Origin of the sequence: Aeromonas sp. ASNIH2 (genome assembly GCF_002934795.1) — a bacterium.
In the GTDB taxonomy this organism is placed as follows: Bacteria; Pseudomonadota; Gammaproteobacteria; order Enterobacterales; family Aeromonadaceae; genus Aeromonas; species Aeromonas caviae.
Map to the genome: position 1 here is coordinate 2,630,937 of NZ_CP026406.1, position 16,403 is coordinate 2,647,339.

Consider the following 16,403-nt stretch of genomic DNA (forward strand, 5'->3'; position numbering starts at 1 on the left):
GGACTCCTTGGGTGGGGCCAGCCCTCTCAGGGCTTGCCGTGTTCGAAGTAGTAGCTGATCCGGGTGCGGGGGTTGAGGTATTCGAACACCGCCGGGGGCAGGCGTTTGGGCTGGATCACCTTGGCGATGGTCAGCCCGGCCGCGTCGAGGTCGATGATGGCCGCCTCCTGGCGCGGAATGCGGGGGTCGTATACCAGCACGGCGGGGTAGAGCAGGCGGGAGGCGTTGACCGACATCACCAGCCCCACCTGGCCGTTGGAGAGCTGCACCACGCTGCCCGGGGGATAGACCCCCATCAGCCGGATCAGCATGCCTAGGTGATCGGCGTTGAACTGGGACTTGCGCTGCTTGTAGAGGCTGCCGAGGGCCGCGTAGGGCACCTTGGCCTCCAGGTGGCAGAGGTTGTCGTACTCGTTGATGAGGGAGACGATCTGGGTGAGGGGATCGAGCTGATCCCCCTTGAGCCCCTGGGGGCCGGTGCCGTCCAGGTACTCGTGGTGGTTCTGCACTATCTGCTTGGCTGCTTCCGGAAAATCGCTGACCAGCCCCAGCAGTTCCAGGCCGTAGCGGGGATGCTGGGCCATCAGGTTCTGCTCCGGTTTGGTCAGCGGCTCCGTCTTGCGCAGGATCTGGCTCGGGATCCTCAGCTTGCCGATGTCGTGGAACAGGGCCCCCATGCCGACCTGACGGATCGCCTCGGCCGGCAACTTGCACTCCCGGGCGAGCAGCATGCTGAGCACGCTGACGTTGAGGGAGTGAAACTGCAGGCTGTTGCCATCATCGCTGTCGGAGACCAGGTACAGCACCATCTCGTCCACCGAGAGGAGCTGCTCCGTCATGGCGTTGATCAGCTCCTGGGCCTCGCTGATGGCGTTGAGGGGGCGGGACTGGATCTTGCCCATCAGGTTGCGCACCTGGGCCAGGGATTGGCGGAACTGTTTCTCGCACTGCTGCAGGTCGCGGCGATAGCGCTGCAACTGCTCGATGCGCCGCAGTTTCTCCTGCTGCATCTCCTCCTGGCGGGCGACGAGACCCTCTCCTTCAACCTCATCCGCCTGGGGCTGGGTCTGGCCGAGGGGCTTGGGCGGCGTGTCGCTCTTGTCGGGAATGATGGTCACCAGCTTGAGGCCAAGGCGACGAATGAGCTCGATCTCCTCCTCGCTCTTGAGCTTGAAGCTGGAGAACAGAAACGGGTGCTCACGCCATCCCAAAGGCAGGGAGACATAATTGCCGACTTGCAGCCGTTCTACGGAGATCTTGATTCCTGTCATGGGGTTGGGCACGAGGGACACACTGAGCCGTATGCTAGTCAAAGGGCGGGGTGAATACAAAAGGTATCTGATGACAGTGGGAGCGCTTTATTATAGGCTTCTAGATGTCCAGACATATTTACCGATGCAGTACAGGGAGTCAGCATGCCGATCAAGATCCCGGACCAGTTGCCCGCCGCCGAAGTGCTTGGGCAGGAGAACATCTTCGTGATGACGGAATCCCGGGCCGTCACCCAGAACATCCGCCCGCTGCGGGTGCTCATCCTCAATCTGATGCCCAAGAAGATAGAAACCGAGATCCAGCTGATGCGGATGCTCTCCAACTCGCCCTTGCAGGTGGACGTGGATCTGTTGCGCATCGACGATCGGGAGTCGAAAAACACACCCCAGGCGCACCTGGAGAACTTCTATCACGACTTCGAGCAGGTGAGAGGCAACAACTACGACGGCATGATCATCACGGGGGCGCCGCTCGGGCTGGTGGAGTTCGAGGAGGTGGTCTATTGGCCCCGCATCGTCGAGATCATCGAGTGGTCCCATCAGCATGTCACCTCCACCCTCTTCCTCTGCTGGGCGGTGCAGGCGGCGCTGAAAGCCTTGTACGGCATGGAGAAGCAGACCCACGGCGAGAAGCTCTCCGGGGTCTATCGCCACCACCGCCTCGACGAGCACGAGGCGCTGCTGCGCGGCTTCGATGACGAATTCGTGGCGCCCCACTCCCGCTATGCGGCCTTCGACGGGGATCTCATCCGCGCCCACACCGATCTGCAGATCTTCGCCGAATCGGAAGAGGCGGGCGTCTATCTGGCCGCCACCAAGGATTGTCGCCAGGTGTTCGTCACCGGCCATCCGGAATATGACGCCCTGACCCTGGATGGGGAATACCGGCGGGATCTGGCGGCCGGGCTCACCCCCGTCATTCCGGTCAACTATTACCCGAACAACGATCCAAGCCAGACCCCGCGCGCCACCTGGCGAAGCCACGGTCACCTGCTGTTTTCCAACTGGCTCAACTATTACGTCTACCAGTTGACCAGCTACAAGGTGGAAGACATCGGCAAGGTGTTTACCTACCAGCAGCCCAAGGGATAGAGCCCATCAGTCCGCCCCGGTCAGCCGCCGCCCACGGGTATCGAGCCAGTGACGGTGGCAGGCCAGGGTGAAGGCCCGTGGCCGTCTGGCCCGGATGAGGGTCATGGCCTCCTGCTGGGGCAGCCCCTGGGTCATCAGCAGCAGGGCGGCCGCCAGCCCGGTACGCCCGCTTCCTCCGTGGCAGTGAATGGCAAGGTGCCGTCCCTCGCGTAGCAGGGCGAGCAGTCGGGGTTGCACCCCGGGCCAGGCCTGTTCGAAGGCGGCATCCGGTGCCTCGTCATCCGCAATGGGCAGATGGAACCAGCTCATGCCTCTGGCCTGCACCAGCTGCCCGAGAGAGAGGGACCCGCACAGGGCTAGCTCCTCCACCGTCATCAGGGTCAGCACCCCGCCGGCACCGGCCAGCTGCAACTGGGCAAGGGCGTCGGCCATGGGGACCTGCTGGCTGCCGGGGCAGGGGGTGAGCAGGAGCTGGCCGTCGAGCCGTGGAACGTCCAGGCTCCAGAAGGGATGGGCACTGATCATGGGGTTCCTCGTGGTGTTCGGGGTCAACGGGATGGGCATCCCGCGGGTGCGGCACAGCATAGAGGGGCCGGAGGCGATGTCAATCTGCGTTGTGTTCGGCCCGGTTTACGGGCAGAGTCTAAAAAAATCGAGCGATGCAAGGAGTAAAGATGAGAAACCTGGATCAACTGGACTTGGACATCCTGGCCCATCTGTTTCGCGATGCGGGCATGACCAACAAGGATTTGGCGGCCCTGGTCGGGGTGGCGCCGTCCACCTGTCTGGAGCGGGTGCGCAAGCTGCAGCAGGATGGCGTGCTCAAGGGGGCGCACTGCGAGGTGGATTACCAGGCCCTGGGCGGTCACATCCAGGCCATGGTCTCCCTGCAACTGGCCCGTCACAGCCGCCAGATCATCGATGCGTTTCGCGACGCCATCCTGGCCCTGCCCGAGGTGATCAGCCTGTTCCACATGGGCGGCAAGGATGATTTCCTGGTGCACCTGTGCGTCTCCGATACCGAACACCTGCGCAATTTCGTCTTCGATCACTTCACCTCCCGGGAAGAGGTGGTGCACCTCGAGACCTCCCTGGTGTTCGAGCACAGGTTCAGCCGCTCGCTCCCCTGCTTCCCCCACCCCTGATGGGGCGAGCCGCAAGAAAAAACCGCCCGAGGGCGGTTTTTTTGTGGGCGGTTCCTCAGTTGAGAGCCAGCCGGTTGTCCTGCGCCGTCCGGTAGAGCCCCTGCTGATAGGCCAGGCTGCCCCACAGGACCAGCCCCAGGGCGGCATCTTTCATGGTGTCCGGCTGCTGCGCCGGGGTGAGCGTTTCGGTCGCATCCTCGTAGATGAAGCCTTCCGGCGCCCGCTCGGGCTGCAGGATCACCACATCCTTGCCACGCATCAGGGCGAAGTTCTTGTCGTACTGCATGATGGCGCGTCCCGGCCAGTCGGCGGGCATGCGGGTGAGATCCTTGCCCAGCATGGGGTAGTCGGCACTGATGCCCATGAGGGAGAGCAGGGTCGGGGCCATGTCGATCTGGCTGACGATGCGGGGATCCTTTCTCGGTGCAATGCCGTCCCCCAGAATGACCCCCGGGATGTGGAAGCGGGGGATGGGCACCAGGCTGGCTCCCCCGACCCGGCTGTCGTGATCGGCGATGACCAGGAACAGGGTGTCCTGCCAGTAGTCCGATGCCCTGGCTTTCTTGAAGAACTCGCCGACGGCGTAGTCCGCGTACTTGGCGGCGTTGTTGCGGGTCTGCTTGGGCTGCTCGTACAGGGCGATGCGGTTGTCGGGGAACTCGAAGGGATCGTGGTTGCTGGAGCTGAACACCAGGCTGAAGAAGGGTTTGCCCTCCTTGTGCAGCGCCGCGAAGGTCTCGTTGGCCTTGGCCATCAGATCTTCATCCGAGGCGCCCCAGGATCCCTCGAACACCGGGTTCTTGAAGTCCTTCTGCTCGACGATGGTGGTGAAGCCGTTGCCGAGGAAGAAGCTGCGCATGTTGTCGAAGTGGCTCTCGCCGCCATAGATGAAGCTGGTGTCATAGCCTCGCTGCTTGAGCAGGTCGGCGATGGTGAAGAAGTTGGTCTGGCTCTTGCCGAGCTTGACCACGGCCTGGGCCGGGGTCGGCGTGAAGCCGGTGAGCACCGCCTCGATGCCGCGTACCGAACGGGTACCGGTGGCGTAGAGCTGCTCGAACGCCCAACCCTCTTTCGACAAGGCATCGATGTTCGGGGTGAGCGGCAGGCCGCCGAGGGAGCCGACGAACTGGGCCCCCAGACTCTCTTGCAGCAGGATCACCAGGTTTTTGGGCTTGCCCTGGTAGCTGGCCGTGTTGAAGGTCTGGCTCGGCAGATCGGCAGAGGTGAAATCGCCGAGAGGGCGACCGCTCTCCTCGCGGACTATGTCGAGTACCTGATGGTCAGCCATCTTGCCGTAAAACTGGCTGGCGTCCTCCTCGGCCCCCATCTGCTTGATGGCAAAGAAGAGGGAGTAGGCGGAGTTGACGGTGAGGGCGTTGACCAGGGGATCGTCGGCAAAGGCCACCATGGCCGGATTCAAGGCGCGATGGCCGAGACTGGAGCGGGCGCCGAGGAAGCCGACGGTGAGGATCAGCAGGGCGAAGGCGGGGCGCCAGTACCAGCGGGGGAAGCTTAGGTCACGCACCAGGCGGCCGCTCAGCCACCAGCCACCGCCCAGCACGGCGCCGCTGAAGATCACGGCCAGCAGCAGCTCGCCCTTGCGGCCAGCCCACAGCATGGAGAGCACCTCCTTCGGATAGATGAGGTACTCCACATAGAGGCGGTTGGGGCGTACCCCGTATTCGGTGACGAAGGCGGGAGTGGAGATCTCGAGAAAGAGCATCAGCCAGAGCCCCAGGGTGAGCCAGATCCGGATAAGCTGCATCCAGAGCCGCCCCGGCGCGTGGGGTCCGGCCAGCAACTGGGTCAAGACGGCGGGTACGCCCCAGACCCAGCAGAGAGTGGCGACGTCGACGCGAATGCCTTGCAGCAGCATCTCCTGCCAGCCAGAGACGGCATCCACCCGTTCCAGTTGCCAGAGCCCCAGGCCAAGGCGGCTGACGGTCAGGGAGGTGAGCGCGATCAATGAAAAGACGGCGATGGGCCAAACCGGTCCCAGCCATTGTCTGATGGTGGTCATATTGTTCCTGCAAACCTGTTTGCGCCCAGTCCCCGGGCGCATTGTTGTTATGGTGCAGGAGTATGACAGTGGCACCTGGCAAAGGTTGCATGGGCATGGGGTATAAATGGAGAAGCTGGCACGTTTTATGATTTTTTGTGACGGGATGCAGGGTTCGAAGAGAGCATAAAACGCTGGGGAAACTGTGATCCTGCTGGCACATCGAGACAATGGTCTTGCCTATAATGGCGCCGGATTTCTCAATCGGAGCCGAAGGGATGCCGGTCTTCATCGATGTGGAATATATGCAGGGCTGGTCTCTGTTCGTGGTGCTCTCCGACGGCACCACAGGCGTGCTGGATCTCACCCCCTGGCGCGGCCAGCCGCTGTTTGCGGCCATGGAGACCGAGCGTCGCTTCGCCCGTGTCTTCATCGATGATCGCCATCAACTGGCGTGGCCCTCGGGCTTCACCCTGGCGGCCCACGAGGTCTACCACCTGATCCTGCCCATCGACGAGCGTGCCGCCTTCCCCGATCGCAACATGCATCGCTTCTGACATGCTAACTCGTTGAGTCAGGTAACGTTTTCAGTCACAGACCCGCGTCGGTCAGGTCGTTATCATGACCCTAGTGCGGCGCTTTGGGCGCCCATCCACCACAGCGGGAACATAACAATGAAACAAGGAACGTTGCGTCGTAGCGGCCTCATCGGGGCCGCCCTGTTACTGACGGCTTGCGGCAGCGGGGGAGGCGGTGGCAGCAGTGACCCCCAGCCTCCGGTGGTCAATCCACCCCCCGCGTCGGCCAGCCGCGCCTGCTACGGCAATGATCAGCCAGCCTGCAACCTGCGCACCTACCAGGTGATGGTGGAGTCCTTCGTCGACGGCGACGGCAGCGCCAACTACGGCGTCGGCTACGGCCCCTCCCGGCACAACGGCGATCTGCAGGGGATCATCGACAGCCTCGACCACATCAAGAGCCTCAACGTCAACGCCATCTGGCTCACGCCGGTGTTTGACTCCTGCGCCGGCCAGGCCGGGGACGACCGGCTGGATGCCACCGGCTACTTCGCCTGCGACTTCTTCAACGTGGATCCCAACTTCGGCAGCAACGCCCAGCTTAAAAAACTGGTGGACGGGGCGCACCAGCGCGGGCTCTATGTCTTCCTCGACGGGGTGTTCGGCCACGTCAACAAGGTGGGGGTGAGCAAGCCTTCACCAGAGGGGCGGCTGCCTGCCCTCAAGAGCGGCGGCGCAGGCTACCCGGGTCAGCTGGTGGATTACGGCCAGCCCGAGAGTCTGGCCTACTTCAAGGAGGTGGCCCGTTACTGGGTCGAGCAGTACGGCATCGACGGCTGGCGCCTCGATCAGGCTTATCAGTTGGGGCTGGATGACTGGCGCGCCATTCGCAGCGAAGTGGCGCAGGCCAGCGCGGCGCGCAAGGCCGCCGGCCAGCAGTGGGGCACCCTCGGCTACATGGTGGGGGAAGTGTGGAAGGGCGCCGACGAGATCCGTGCCCAGGCCTATGGCCCGAGCGACAACCCGGCGCTCTCTTCGGCGTTCGACTTCCCCCTGCGCTACGGCCTGGTACAGGCGCTGGCGGTGGAAGAGTCTGGCAAGGGCGGGCAGGGGGCCAGCGTGCTCGACGCCAGTTGGAACAAGGTGGAGAACTACCCGGACCACGCCATGCCCAACCTGATGCTGGGCAACCACGATCTGGTGCGCTTCGGCGATCTGCTGGAGCGGGGTAACTTCAATGGGGCGGACTACTGGCAACGCCACAAGGCGGCCTTCAGCTTCATGGCCGCCCGCTCCGGTCCCATTACCTTCTACTATGGCGAGGAGTTTGGCGACGAGGTGCCTGGCTTTGCCAGTCAGGTGGGGGGCGACTGTGCGGCCCAGGGGCTCTGCGATGATCACGTGGCCCGCAGCGATGGCAAGGTTCCCGGTGTCACCGGCTTCGTGCCGAGCAGCGAGCAGAGCGATCTGAAGCAGTGGCTGAGCGATCTGCTGGCCTTGCGCGCCGGGCACCCGGCCCTCTATCAGGGGGAGCGGGTCAAGCTGGTGGCCGAGGGGAGCGTCTATGGCGACATCAAGCAGACGGCGGGCGAGCAAGTAGTCTACCTGCTCAACGTCTCCACCACGCCCCAGAGTTACGCCGTGCCGGTCGGCAAGCTGCGCAGCGGCAGCGCCCTGGTGGATCTGCAGAGCGGCGAGAACCTGGCCATCGGTGGCAGCAGCGTGACGGTGGACTTGCCGCCCCTCACCGGCCGCTTCCTGCTGGTGCGCTGAGGGAGGAAGACAACAGAAAGGGCTCCATTGTGGAGCCCTTTTTCATGGTGGCGGCTTACTTCTCGATGCCGCTGCCCAGATCGTCCCGGCGGGAAGAGACCGAGGACTCGGCCCCGTGGCGCCAGTGTTCCAGCCGGTTGTGCACCCCGCGGCGCAGGCTCTTGAAGCTGGCTTCCAGATAGTCCACCCCCACCAGGATGGAGAGGGTGACGACGGTGAGCAGCAGCGCCTGATGCAGCATGTCCATGCCGATGAGGGCGCCGAGGGCGGCCAGCATCCAGATGGCGGCGGCGGAGGTCACCCCCAGCACCTGACCATCCCGGGTCATCATGACCCCGGCCCCGAGAAAGCCGACCCCGGTGATGAGCTGACCCAGCACCCGCGCCTGATCGGCGCCCTGAGGACTGACGGCGGCGCCGATGGCGAGAAAACAGTAGGTGCCGAGCACGATGAGGGAAGAGGTGCGGATCCCCACCGGCTTGCCGCGAAGCTGCCGCTCCAGCCCCACCAGGGTGCCACACACCAGACAGACCAGGATGTTCTCCCAGCCAAGGGGCGCGATGTCCCACCACTGCATTGTCATCATATCCACCTCTGCTCGCGATGCTTGTTATCCTGTCGCGCTCTGCCCCCGGTTCTCCAGCCGCTGGCGGAAGGCCCGGGCGAGGCGCTCGTAGAGGTCCTTTGCCTCCCTGTCTTCAATATCGCCACGTATCCAGGGGTTGTCGATGATTTCCAGCAACACGCAGCCCTGGCCCTGCTGGCGCAGATCCACCCCGAACAGGCCGTTGCCGAGCTGGTGCACGGCGCGGCGGGCGGTTTGCAGCACCCGCTCCGGCACGTCGCTGAGGGGCAGCGCCTCGATGCGGCTCATGTCGAGGGGGTGTTTGCGGCGACGGATGCGGTTGCCGGGTTCGGGTCGGTAGCGGCGGCAGGCGAACAGCGGCGAGCCGTCGAGAAAGCCGATGCGCCAGTCGAACTCGGCAGGGATCCGGCTCTGGACCAGCAGCAGGGCGGAGCGGGCCAGCCCCTCGTCCAGCAGGCGGGCGAGCTGGATGTCATCGCTGGCCATGGCGAGGTCGCGCCCCTGGGCGCCGTCGGGGATTTTCACCATCAGTGGCAGACCGAGGCGCTGCACCAGTTCGTCCACATGCTGGCGACCGCGGCGGGTCACGACGGTGGTGGGGGGCATGGGCACGCCGCTGCGCACCATCAGCTCGTAGAGATAAAGCTTGTTGCTGCAGGCGAGGATGGCACGGGAGCTGTCGATGACCGGCATCTTGAGCTGCTCGGCACGGCGGGCAAATTCGAAGGTGTAGTGGCCGACCGCGGTCTCGGCGCGCAGCCAGAGGGTGTCGAACTCCGGCAACCGCTCAATGGCCGAGGGGGGCAGGATCTCGGCCTGGATCCCCTGGGCAGCGGCCGCCTTGATGAAACGCTCCAGCGCCAGGGCATCGCTGCTGGCGCGGCCGTCGTTGGGGTCGACCAGGATGGCGAGCTGGTAGCGTGGCGCCGTCTGCTCCTCGTCCCCCGTGCCCACCAGCGCCTGGGCGTGCTGCACCATCAGCGCCTTCTCGCTCGGGCTCAGCGCCAGCGGTGACAGGCTCTCCTGCTGACGCACCGACCAGCCGTGGCGACCGCGCTTGAGGGTCAGCTCCTGCAGCGGCAACTGGCTCAGGCCGTAGTAATAGCGGGCGAGCCCCGCCAGCTCGCTCTGTTCGCACTGGCCGAAGATGGCGCGCACCCGGATCCTGTCTTCGCTCTGCTGGGCCAGCCAGCCCTGCAATTTGCGCCACAGCTTGGCGGGAGGCTGCTGGGGTTGCAGCCTGCTGATGGCCTGCAATCCCGGCAGGCAGTGGTGGCCGCGGGCCTGGGCCAGCAGGGAGCAGTAATAACCGGCCCCCAGGTGTTCCAGGCTGCGGCAGAGGTTGATGATGCGCGGACGCCCCCCTGTGGTGGGCAGACCGTGTTGCAGGTAGGTGCGGGCGGTCAGCAGATAGTCGGCATGGCAGGGCCAGTCGCCCGGCTCCTCGACGATGACATAGGTACTCATATTTTCAGGCTCCACAGAAAGGACTGCCAGAAACGGCAGGATCCCCAGTGGGCTTCGATGCACCGACAAGCACGACAATGGCGCGAGGGGAAACAAGAGGTTACAGTGCCTAATATTCTGCCTTGGTAACTTGTGATACAAGTCGCATTTCTGGTGCTGAGGATAAATAACCGAACAAGGACTCCCCGTGTTGACCGTGCGCGCCGCCCGAGCCGATGATTTGGGCGCCATCGTGAAGCTGGAACGCTACTGTTTTCCCCCCGAGGTCGCCTTCGGCCGCAGCCGCTGGCACTATCTGCTCAATCAGGCCAAGGGGCGCACCCTGCTGCTGCAAGACGAGAAGGCGCAGGTGATGGGCTATTTGAGCGTGCTGGAGCACAAAGGCTGGGATCGTCTCATCATCCAGACCCTCGCCATCCGCTGGACCGTCCGCCGTCAGGGGTGGGCACGCCGCCTGCTGGAGCAGGTGATCCGGGAAGGGCGCGAGGCCGGCTGGGGGGCGATTCGCCTCGAGGTCGCCGACGCCAACCCAGAAGCCATGACCCTCTATCAGGGGCTGGGGTTTCGCCCCGGGGTACGGCTGCCCGATTATTACGGGCCAGGCCAGCATGCCCACCGCCTGGTGCTGGCGCTGGGGGATGAGCGGCAGGCGCCATCATGAGTTGCGAGGATTGCCTGGCCACCGCCATCAGGGCCAAGCTCGGGCGCTGCCCGGTCTGCGCCGCCCAGACCTTTCTCATCGGGGTCGTCGGCTGGCTGGTCTGGTGGTGGTGCGGCGCCGATACCTCGGTCAACGCCCTGACCGGCCTGCTGTTTGCGCTGGGGGGCTCGGGTCTCTTCCTGCTGCATCTGGCGGTGTTCGCATGGCGAAAGCTGGGCAAGCGCGACATATAACGTGCTGATTTTTCAAGAAGACAAATAACAATGGAGGTTCACATGATTGCAATGGTAACGGGCGCCTCGTCCGGCTTTGGTGAGGCCATCAGCCGCCTGCTGGTGAGCGCTGGCCACCGGGTGATCGGCACTGGGCGTCGCGCCGAACGGCTGGCAGCCCTGTCCGAGGAGCTGGGCGAGCAGTTCCTGCCTCTGGTGTTCGACGTCCAGGACAAGGCTGCCACCCGCGCCGCCATCAAGGGGCTGCCGACCGAATGGCAACAGGTGGACCTGTTGGTCAACAACGCTGGCCTGGCACTGGGGCTGGAGCCTGCCCACAAGGCGGATCTGGAAGACTGGGAGCAGATGATCGCCACCAACATCAGCGGCCTGACCTTGATCACCCGGTTGCTGCTGCCGGGCATGGTGACGCGCAACCGCGGCCACGTCATCAACATCGGCTCCATCGCAGGGACCTATCCCTATCCGGGCGGCAACGTCTACGGCGCGACCAAGGCGTTCGTGAAGCAGTTCAGCCTCAACCTGCGTGCCGATCTGGCGGGCACGGCCATCCGCGTCACCAACGTGGAGCCCGGCCTGTGTGGTGGCACCGAGTTCTCCAACGTGCGCTTCCACGGCGACGACGCCAAGGCGGCCACCGTCTATCAGGGGGTGCAGGCCATCCTGCCGGAAGACATCGCCAATACCGTACTCTGGATCAGCGAGCAGCCCGCCCACGTCAACATCAACAGCATCGAGATCATGCCGGTGGCCCAGACCTTCGGCCCGCTCCACATCAGCCGTCGCTGATGTCATGACGAGCCGACTTCTGTCCACAAGAGGCGCCTTCGGGCGCCTTTTTTTGATGGGTCTGGTCGCACTCGTCATGGAGTGCAGAAGGAGGCGTGCTGCGACCCCGTGCTGAACCGTCGAAAGAGGGGGTACTCAAGTTGGCCTGCATTTTGCTGTCTCCGGCCCATGGCGGGGAAACCATCCCCGGAGCCGGCGAGGCCGGCAGTGAGCGTGGAGCCTTCATGGATATCAAACCCTATGGTCATCAACTTGCCCAGAGCGCGTCCCAGAACCGTGCCCTGGCGACCCTCAGCGACAGCGATGACAAGCAGAGCGGCTGGTCTCAGCAGGTCAGCCTCTCCAGTCAGGTGCTGACCGGCAAGGCGCAGCAGGCACTGACCTACGAGCATCTGGCCAGGAACGGCAAGAACACAGTCCTGACCGGTGGCGTCAAGGATGCGCGGGTGCAGCAGATGGTGGACAAGGCCCTGGGCTTTGATCGCAAAAAATTTGACGATCTCGAGCGTCAGCTCAAGGGGATAGCGGATGACAAGACGCTCTCTGCCGAGGAGCGCGAAACGCAGAGCAAGGACCTGGCCGCGCAGCGCGATGCCATGCTCAAGGAGGCCATGGATCGCCTCACCGGCAAATCCGCCTCCCAGGTATGACGTGATTCAAACGGAAATCTTTGGGCGTTAAAGGCAAGGGGTTGCCCCCTTGCCACGGGGCCGGCAGGCCGTGGGAGGCACGGCCTGACGTGGTCAGGGTTCAGGGACTCTGGGGGGCGATGCCGATGGCGATGGCGGTGGTCTGCACGGCCTTGATCTGGTCCCCCTTGGCGATGAGGGCGAACTGGGCCGGATCCTGCACCTTGAGGGTCAGGGTATGGTCGACCCCCTTGACCCGGATGGTCTGGTGCGCCTTGTCCACGTCGATGACGTCGGCATAGATGGTTACCTGCATGCCAGCGCCGGCAGCGGGTTTCTCCCCGGCGGCCGCCTTGCCCCCTTCCACTTCCACCACCCGTTTTCTCACCCCGGCGGTGCCCTTGAGCAGGGTCAGGTCCAGCAGTTGCAGATATCTCAAGGCCACGACATCTCCCACCTTGAGCTGGGGAAGGTTGGTCACCTCCTCCCCGGCGATCAGATCCAGGGTCTGCCCTTCGGCATTTTTCAGGCTGACCTTGCGGGTGGCCAGGTCGATGGCGGTGACGGTTGCCCTGGCCGTCAGTTCTTCGGCGAGACTGGCTTGTCCGGGGGCCACGGCCACATGGGTGGTGACCTCGGCGGCATAGAGCAGGGGAGGGGCACAGAGGGTGAGGGCACCCGCAATCCAGGCGTGCTTCAGTTTCATGATAGAGACCCTGTGAGTGGGAAAGGGACCCCGGGAGGGGCTTGAGGGGGCGACGAACTCGTCTTCCCGCTATCACCATAGCAAAGCCGGGCAGGAGCGCCCGGCATCGGCAGGCTGGCATCGTATTTTTGACGACAGGCTCCCGTTTTTGACCTGATGGCACGGCAGGCGCACAATTCCCCGGCATGCAATCAACCGAGGGCTCTGCCGTGTACAACTTCCAATATGCCAATCCCACCCGCATCTGCTTTGGTGAAGGCCAGATAGCCACTCTGCCGGAGCTGATCCCGGTCGGCAGCCGTCTGCTGGTGCTCTACGGCGGCGGCAGCATCAAGCAGAACGGGGTCTATGAGCAGTTGACCCAGGCGCTGGCGGGCCGGGAGTGGCTGGAGTTTCCCGGCATCGGCGCCAACCCCCAGTACGATCAGCTGATGGAGGCGGTGGCTCTGGTCAAGCGCGAGCGCATCGACTTCCTGCTGGCGGTGGGTGGCGGCTCCGTGGTGGATGGCACCAAGTTCGTGGCCGCCGCTGCCTGCTTCGAGGGGGACGATCCCTGGGAGATCCTGCGGGACAAGGCCCCCATCAAGGCAGCGCTGCCGCTGGGCTGCGTGTTGACCCTGCCGGCCACCGGCTCGGAGAGCAACCCCGCCGCCGTGGTGAGCCGGGGGGAGGCCAAGCTCTCCTTCTACAATCCGCTGGTGCAACCGGTGTTTGCGGTGCTGGATCCCGCCACCACCTACAGCCTTCCACCGCGCCAGGTGGGCAATGGCGTAGTGGATGCCTTCGTCCACATCCTCGAGCAGTACCTCACCTTCCCGGTGGGGGGCGAGGTGCAGGACCGGCTGGCGGAAGGGCTGCTGCAGGTGCTGGTGGACAACGGTCCGCGCGCGCTGGCGGAGCCCACCAACTACCAGGTGCGCGCCAACCTGATGTGGGCGGCCAGCCTGGCGCTCAACGGCCTCATCGGTCGCGGCGTGCCGCAGGACTGGTCCACCCACGCCATCGGCCACCAGCTCACCGCCCTGCACGGGCTGGATCATGCCCAGAGTCTGGCGGTGGTGCTGCCCTTCCTGCTGCGGGAGCAAGCGGCCCAGAAGCAGGAGAAGCTGGCCCAGTTTGCCGAGCGGGTGTGGCACTCCAGCCGGGAGGACAAGGCGCTGCGCATTGAGGAGGCGATCATCCGCACTGAGCAGTTCTTCCAGCAGATGGGGGTGGGCACCCGGCTTGCCGACTATGGCCTGGATGCGCGCTGCATCCCGGGGATCTGTTCCAACCTCAAGCTGTTCGGCCTGACCGCCCTCGGGGAGCAGCAGGACATTGATCCCGACAAGGTAGCGCGGATCCTCTCTCACGCCCTCTAGGCCTGAGGCCCTTGGCCAAGGGGCGATCTGGACAATAAGTGCGGCCAGGATCCTGTCCCACGCGCTTTGATCATCTGGCTGACGGCCGGAAAAGAGAACGCCCCGATCATCGGGGCGTTTTGCAGGGTGTCACCGGGGCACCGCTGTTTATTCGGCGCTGCGGTCCAGCTCGCGCTCCAGCGCTGCCGCCTTCTGGCGGGCAGGGTGAGTGTTGAGTCGCTGCCAGTAGGCCTCAAGGTGCGGGAACTGGGCCAGCTGGCCGCTCTGGGCCAGCAGATCCACCAGGAAGGAGTTCAGGATGTCGGCGCCGGTGAGGCGATCGGCCACCAGGTAACGGCGGTTTGCCAGCACCTCATCGAGATAGCCCAGCACCTTGGCGCACTCGGCTTTGGCGTAGTCCGGCAGGAAGCGCATCGGGCTGCCATCCTTGCGCACGAACATGTCGAGCAGCAGCGGCAGAATGCCCGAGCTCTCGGCGAAGTGGAGCCACTGCAGATATTCGGCATAGTCGGGGCTATCTTGAGCCGGCGCCAGCCGTTCCGGAGCGTGGCGGGCGATCAGGTACTCTGTGATGGCGCCCGATTCCGCCAGCACCCGGCCGTCGAACTCGATGACCGGCGACTTGCCGAGGGGGTGGACGGCCTTGAGCTCGGGCGGCGCCAGAAAGGTAGCGGCATCGCGCTGGTAGGCCTTGATCTCATAGGGCAGGCCCAGCTCTTCAAGCAGCCAGATGATGCGCTGGGAGCGGGATTTGTTCAGGTGGTGCAGGACTATCATGGAAACCTCGACGCAGTGACGGAAGGCGGTGATACGCAGCGCAACGGCAGCAGGTTCACTTATGGATGAAAAAGAGCGGGCGTGGTGCCCGCTCCTTCGTCGATTGACTCAGGCCTCCAGCGCCTGATCCAGATCCGCCAGTATGTCCTCGATGGCTTCGATCCCCACCGACAGCCGGATCATCTCAGGTTTCACTCCAGCCTTGGCCTGCTCCTCTTCGCTCAACTGGCGATGGGTGGTGGAGGCGGGGTGGCAGGCCAGGGACTTGGCGTCGCCGATGTTGACCAGCCGCTTGAAGATCTTGAGGGCATCGTAGAAGCGCACGCCCGCCTCGTAGCCGTCCTTCAGGCCGAAGGAGAGGATGGCCGAGGGGCGACCGGCCATGTACTTCTCCGCCAGCGGGTAGTGGGGGTGACCCGGCAGACCGGCGTAGCTGACCCAGGCCACCTTGGGGTGGTGCTTGAGGTGGTGGGCCACCCGCAGAGCGTTGTCCACGTGGCGCTCCATGCGCAGGCTCAGGGTTTCCAGCCCTTGCAGCAGCAGAAAGGCGTTCATCGGCGCCAGCGCCGCCCCGGTGTTGCGCAGCGGCACGGTGCGCACCCGGCCGATGAAGGCCGCCGGGCCGAAGGCCTCGGTGTAGACCACCCCGTGATAAGAAGGCTCGGGTTGGGTCAGTTGGGGGAAGCGCTCGGCGTGATCCGCCCAGGGGAACTTGCCCGAGTCGACGATGACGCCCCCCAGGGAGTTGCCGTGGCCGCCGACATATTTGGTTAGGCTGTGCACCACGATGTCGGCGCCGTGCTCGATGGGTTTGCACAAGACCGGAGTGGCGACCGTGTTGTCGACGATCAGCGGCACGCCGCGGGCGTGGGCCACCTTGGCGAAGGCCGCCAGATCGACGATGTTGCCCGCCGGGTTGCCGATGCTCTCGCAGTAAACCGCCTTGGTCTTGTCATCGATGAGGGCGGCGATGGCCTCGGCGCTGTCATCCTTGGCGAAGCGAACCTCGACCCCGAAGCTCGGCAGCATGTGGGCGAACAGGGTGTAGGTGCCGCCATAGAGCTGGGGGGTGGAGACGATGTTGTCACCGGCGGCGGTCAGCGCCTGGATGGCGTAGGTGATGGCGGCGGAGCCCGCCGAGACCACCAGGCCGGCGATGCCCCCTTCCAGCGCGGCCATCCGCTGCTCCAGCACATCGTTGGTGGGGTTCATGATGCGGGTGTAGATGTTGCCTGGCACCGCCAGATTGAACAAGTCCGCCCCGTGCTGGGCGCTCTCGAACTCGTAGGCCACCGTCTGGTAGATGGGCACGGCCACCGCCTTGGTGGCGGGATCGCTGGAAAAGCCGTGGTGCAGGGCCAGGGTCGCATCTTTCATCACACACTCCTTGTTGGAT

General features: G+C 64.5%; 17 protein-coding genes. 9 read left to right on the forward strand and 8 right to left on the reverse strand.

Translation table 11 applies throughout. The features are described 5' to 3' along the window. Positions 1-26: 26 nt before the first annotated feature. Positions 27-1,271 (reverse strand): HD-GYP domain-containing protein, encoded by a 1,245-nt coding sequence (locus tag C3F36_RS12415; protein ID WP_199769582.1) that lies wholly within the window; start codon positions 1,269-1,271, stop codon positions 27-29. Positions 1,272-1,415: 144 nt separating this feature from the next. On the opposite strand from C3F36_RS12415, the gene metA reads away from it, so the two are divergent. After that, positions 1,416-2,363, forward strand: a complete 948-nt coding sequence (gene metA / locus C3F36_RS12420) for a homoserine O-acetyltransferase MetA (RefSeq protein WP_010672713.1) — start codon at positions 1,416-1,418, stop codon at positions 2,361-2,363. A gap of 6 nt (positions 2,364-2,369) precedes the next feature. Here the strand turns inward: metA and C3F36_RS12425 are convergent, their stop codons facing one another. Then, positions 2,370-2,888: a phosphatase domain-containing protein gene (locus C3F36_RS12425; protein WP_104455160.1), complete on the reverse strand. Its 519-nt coding sequence runs from the start codon at positions 2,886-2,888 to the stop codon at positions 2,370-2,372. A 149-nt stretch (positions 2,889-3,037) separates the two neighbouring features. On the opposite strand from C3F36_RS12425, the gene C3F36_RS12430 reads away from it, so the two are divergent. Beyond that, complete coding sequence (locus C3F36_RS12430) at positions 3,038-3,508, forward strand: Lrp/AsnC family transcriptional regulator (RefSeq protein WP_010672715.1); 471 nt, start codon at positions 3,038-3,040, stop codon at positions 3,506-3,508. A gap of 55 nt (positions 3,509-3,563) precedes the next feature. On the opposite strand, the gene C3F36_RS12435 is transcribed toward C3F36_RS12430, so the two are convergent. Next, positions 3,564-5,528 (reverse strand): LTA synthase family protein, encoded by a 1,965-nt coding sequence (locus C3F36_RS12435; RefSeq protein WP_104455161.1) that lies wholly within the window; start codon positions 5,526-5,528, stop codon positions 3,564-3,566. A gap of 257 nt (positions 5,529-5,785) precedes the next feature. On the opposite strand from C3F36_RS12435, the gene C3F36_RS12440 reads away from it, so the two are divergent. Then, a complete protein-coding gene (locus tag C3F36_RS12440) occupies positions 5,786-6,064 on the forward strand; it encodes a DUF2442 domain-containing protein (RefSeq protein ID WP_039039795.1) in 279 nt (92 codons plus the stop codon). A gap of 117 nt (positions 6,065-6,181) precedes the next feature. Further along, positions 6,182-7,798, forward strand: coding sequence for an alpha-amylase family protein (locus tag C3F36_RS12445; RefSeq protein WP_104455162.1), 1,617 nt, complete (start codon positions 6,182-6,184; stop codon positions 7,796-7,798). A 55-nt stretch (positions 7,799-7,853) separates the two neighbouring features. Here C3F36_RS12445 and C3F36_RS12450 read toward each other — a convergent pair whose 3' ends face one another. Together C3F36_RS12450 and C3F36_RS12455 are read right to left on the reverse strand one after the other, a co-directional pair. Further along, positions 7,854-8,384: an MgtC/SapB family protein gene (locus C3F36_RS12450; RefSeq protein WP_045523053.1), complete on the reverse strand. Its 531-nt coding sequence runs from the start codon at positions 8,382-8,384 to the stop codon at positions 7,854-7,856. Positions 8,385-8,408: 24 nt separating this feature from the next. Beyond that, positions 8,409-9,851, reverse strand: coding sequence for a RimK family alpha-L-glutamate ligase (locus C3F36_RS12455; protein WP_010672720.1), 1,443 nt, complete (start codon positions 9,849-9,851; stop codon positions 8,409-8,411). A 187-nt stretch (positions 9,852-10,038) separates the two neighbouring features. Between C3F36_RS12455 and C3F36_RS12460 the strand changes: the two genes are divergently transcribed. The 4 genes from C3F36_RS12460 to C3F36_RS12475 all read left to right on the forward strand — a co-directional run bounded on the left by C3F36_RS12460 (position 10,039) and on the right by C3F36_RS12475 (position 12,184). After that, positions 10,039-10,512 (forward strand): GNAT family N-acetyltransferase, encoded by a 474-nt coding sequence (locus C3F36_RS12460; protein ID WP_104455163.1) that lies wholly within the window; start codon positions 10,039-10,041, stop codon positions 10,510-10,512. Next, a complete protein-coding gene (locus tag C3F36_RS12465; protein WP_041212265.1) occupies positions 10,509-10,745 on the forward strand; it encodes a DUF3624 domain-containing protein in 237 nt (78 codons plus the stop codon). Before C3F36_RS12460 ends, C3F36_RS12465 begins: the two co-directional genes overlap by 4 nt. A gap of 42 nt (positions 10,746-10,787) precedes the next feature. Next, entirely contained in the window at positions 10,788-11,534 is a 747-nt protein-coding gene (locus C3F36_RS12470) for an SDR family oxidoreductase (RefSeq protein WP_104455164.1), read from the forward strand. Between the two features lie 224 nt (positions 11,535-11,758). Continuing rightward, on the forward strand, positions 11,759-12,184 hold the full coding sequence (locus C3F36_RS12475; protein ID WP_104456047.1) for a hypothetical protein: 426 nt from the start codon (positions 11,759-11,761) through the stop codon (positions 12,182-12,184). 100 nt (positions 12,185-12,284) lie between these two features. On the opposite strand, the gene C3F36_RS12480 is transcribed toward C3F36_RS12475, so the two are convergent. After that, complete coding sequence (locus tag C3F36_RS12480; protein ID WP_041212267.1) at positions 12,285-12,869, reverse strand: hypothetical protein; 585 nt, start codon at positions 12,867-12,869, stop codon at positions 12,285-12,287. A gap of 185 nt (positions 12,870-13,054) precedes the next feature. On the opposite strand from C3F36_RS12480, the gene C3F36_RS12485 reads away from it, so the two are divergent. Further along, entirely contained in the window at positions 13,055-14,230 is a 1,176-nt protein-coding gene (locus tag C3F36_RS12485; RefSeq protein ID WP_104455165.1) for an iron-containing alcohol dehydrogenase, read from the forward strand. Between the two features lie 147 nt (positions 14,231-14,377). Here C3F36_RS12485 and C3F36_RS12490 read toward each other — a convergent pair whose 3' ends face one another. Beyond that, a complete protein-coding gene (locus C3F36_RS12490) occupies positions 14,378-15,007 on the reverse strand; it encodes a glutathione S-transferase family protein (RefSeq protein WP_199769583.1) in 630 nt (209 codons plus the stop codon). 108 nt (positions 15,008-15,115) lie between these two features. Then, entirely contained in the window at positions 15,116-16,384 is a 1,269-nt protein-coding gene (locus C3F36_RS12495) for an O-acetylhomoserine aminocarboxypropyltransferase/cysteine synthase family protein (protein WP_043154025.1), read from the reverse strand. Positions 16,385-16,403 lie beyond the last annotated feature (19 nt).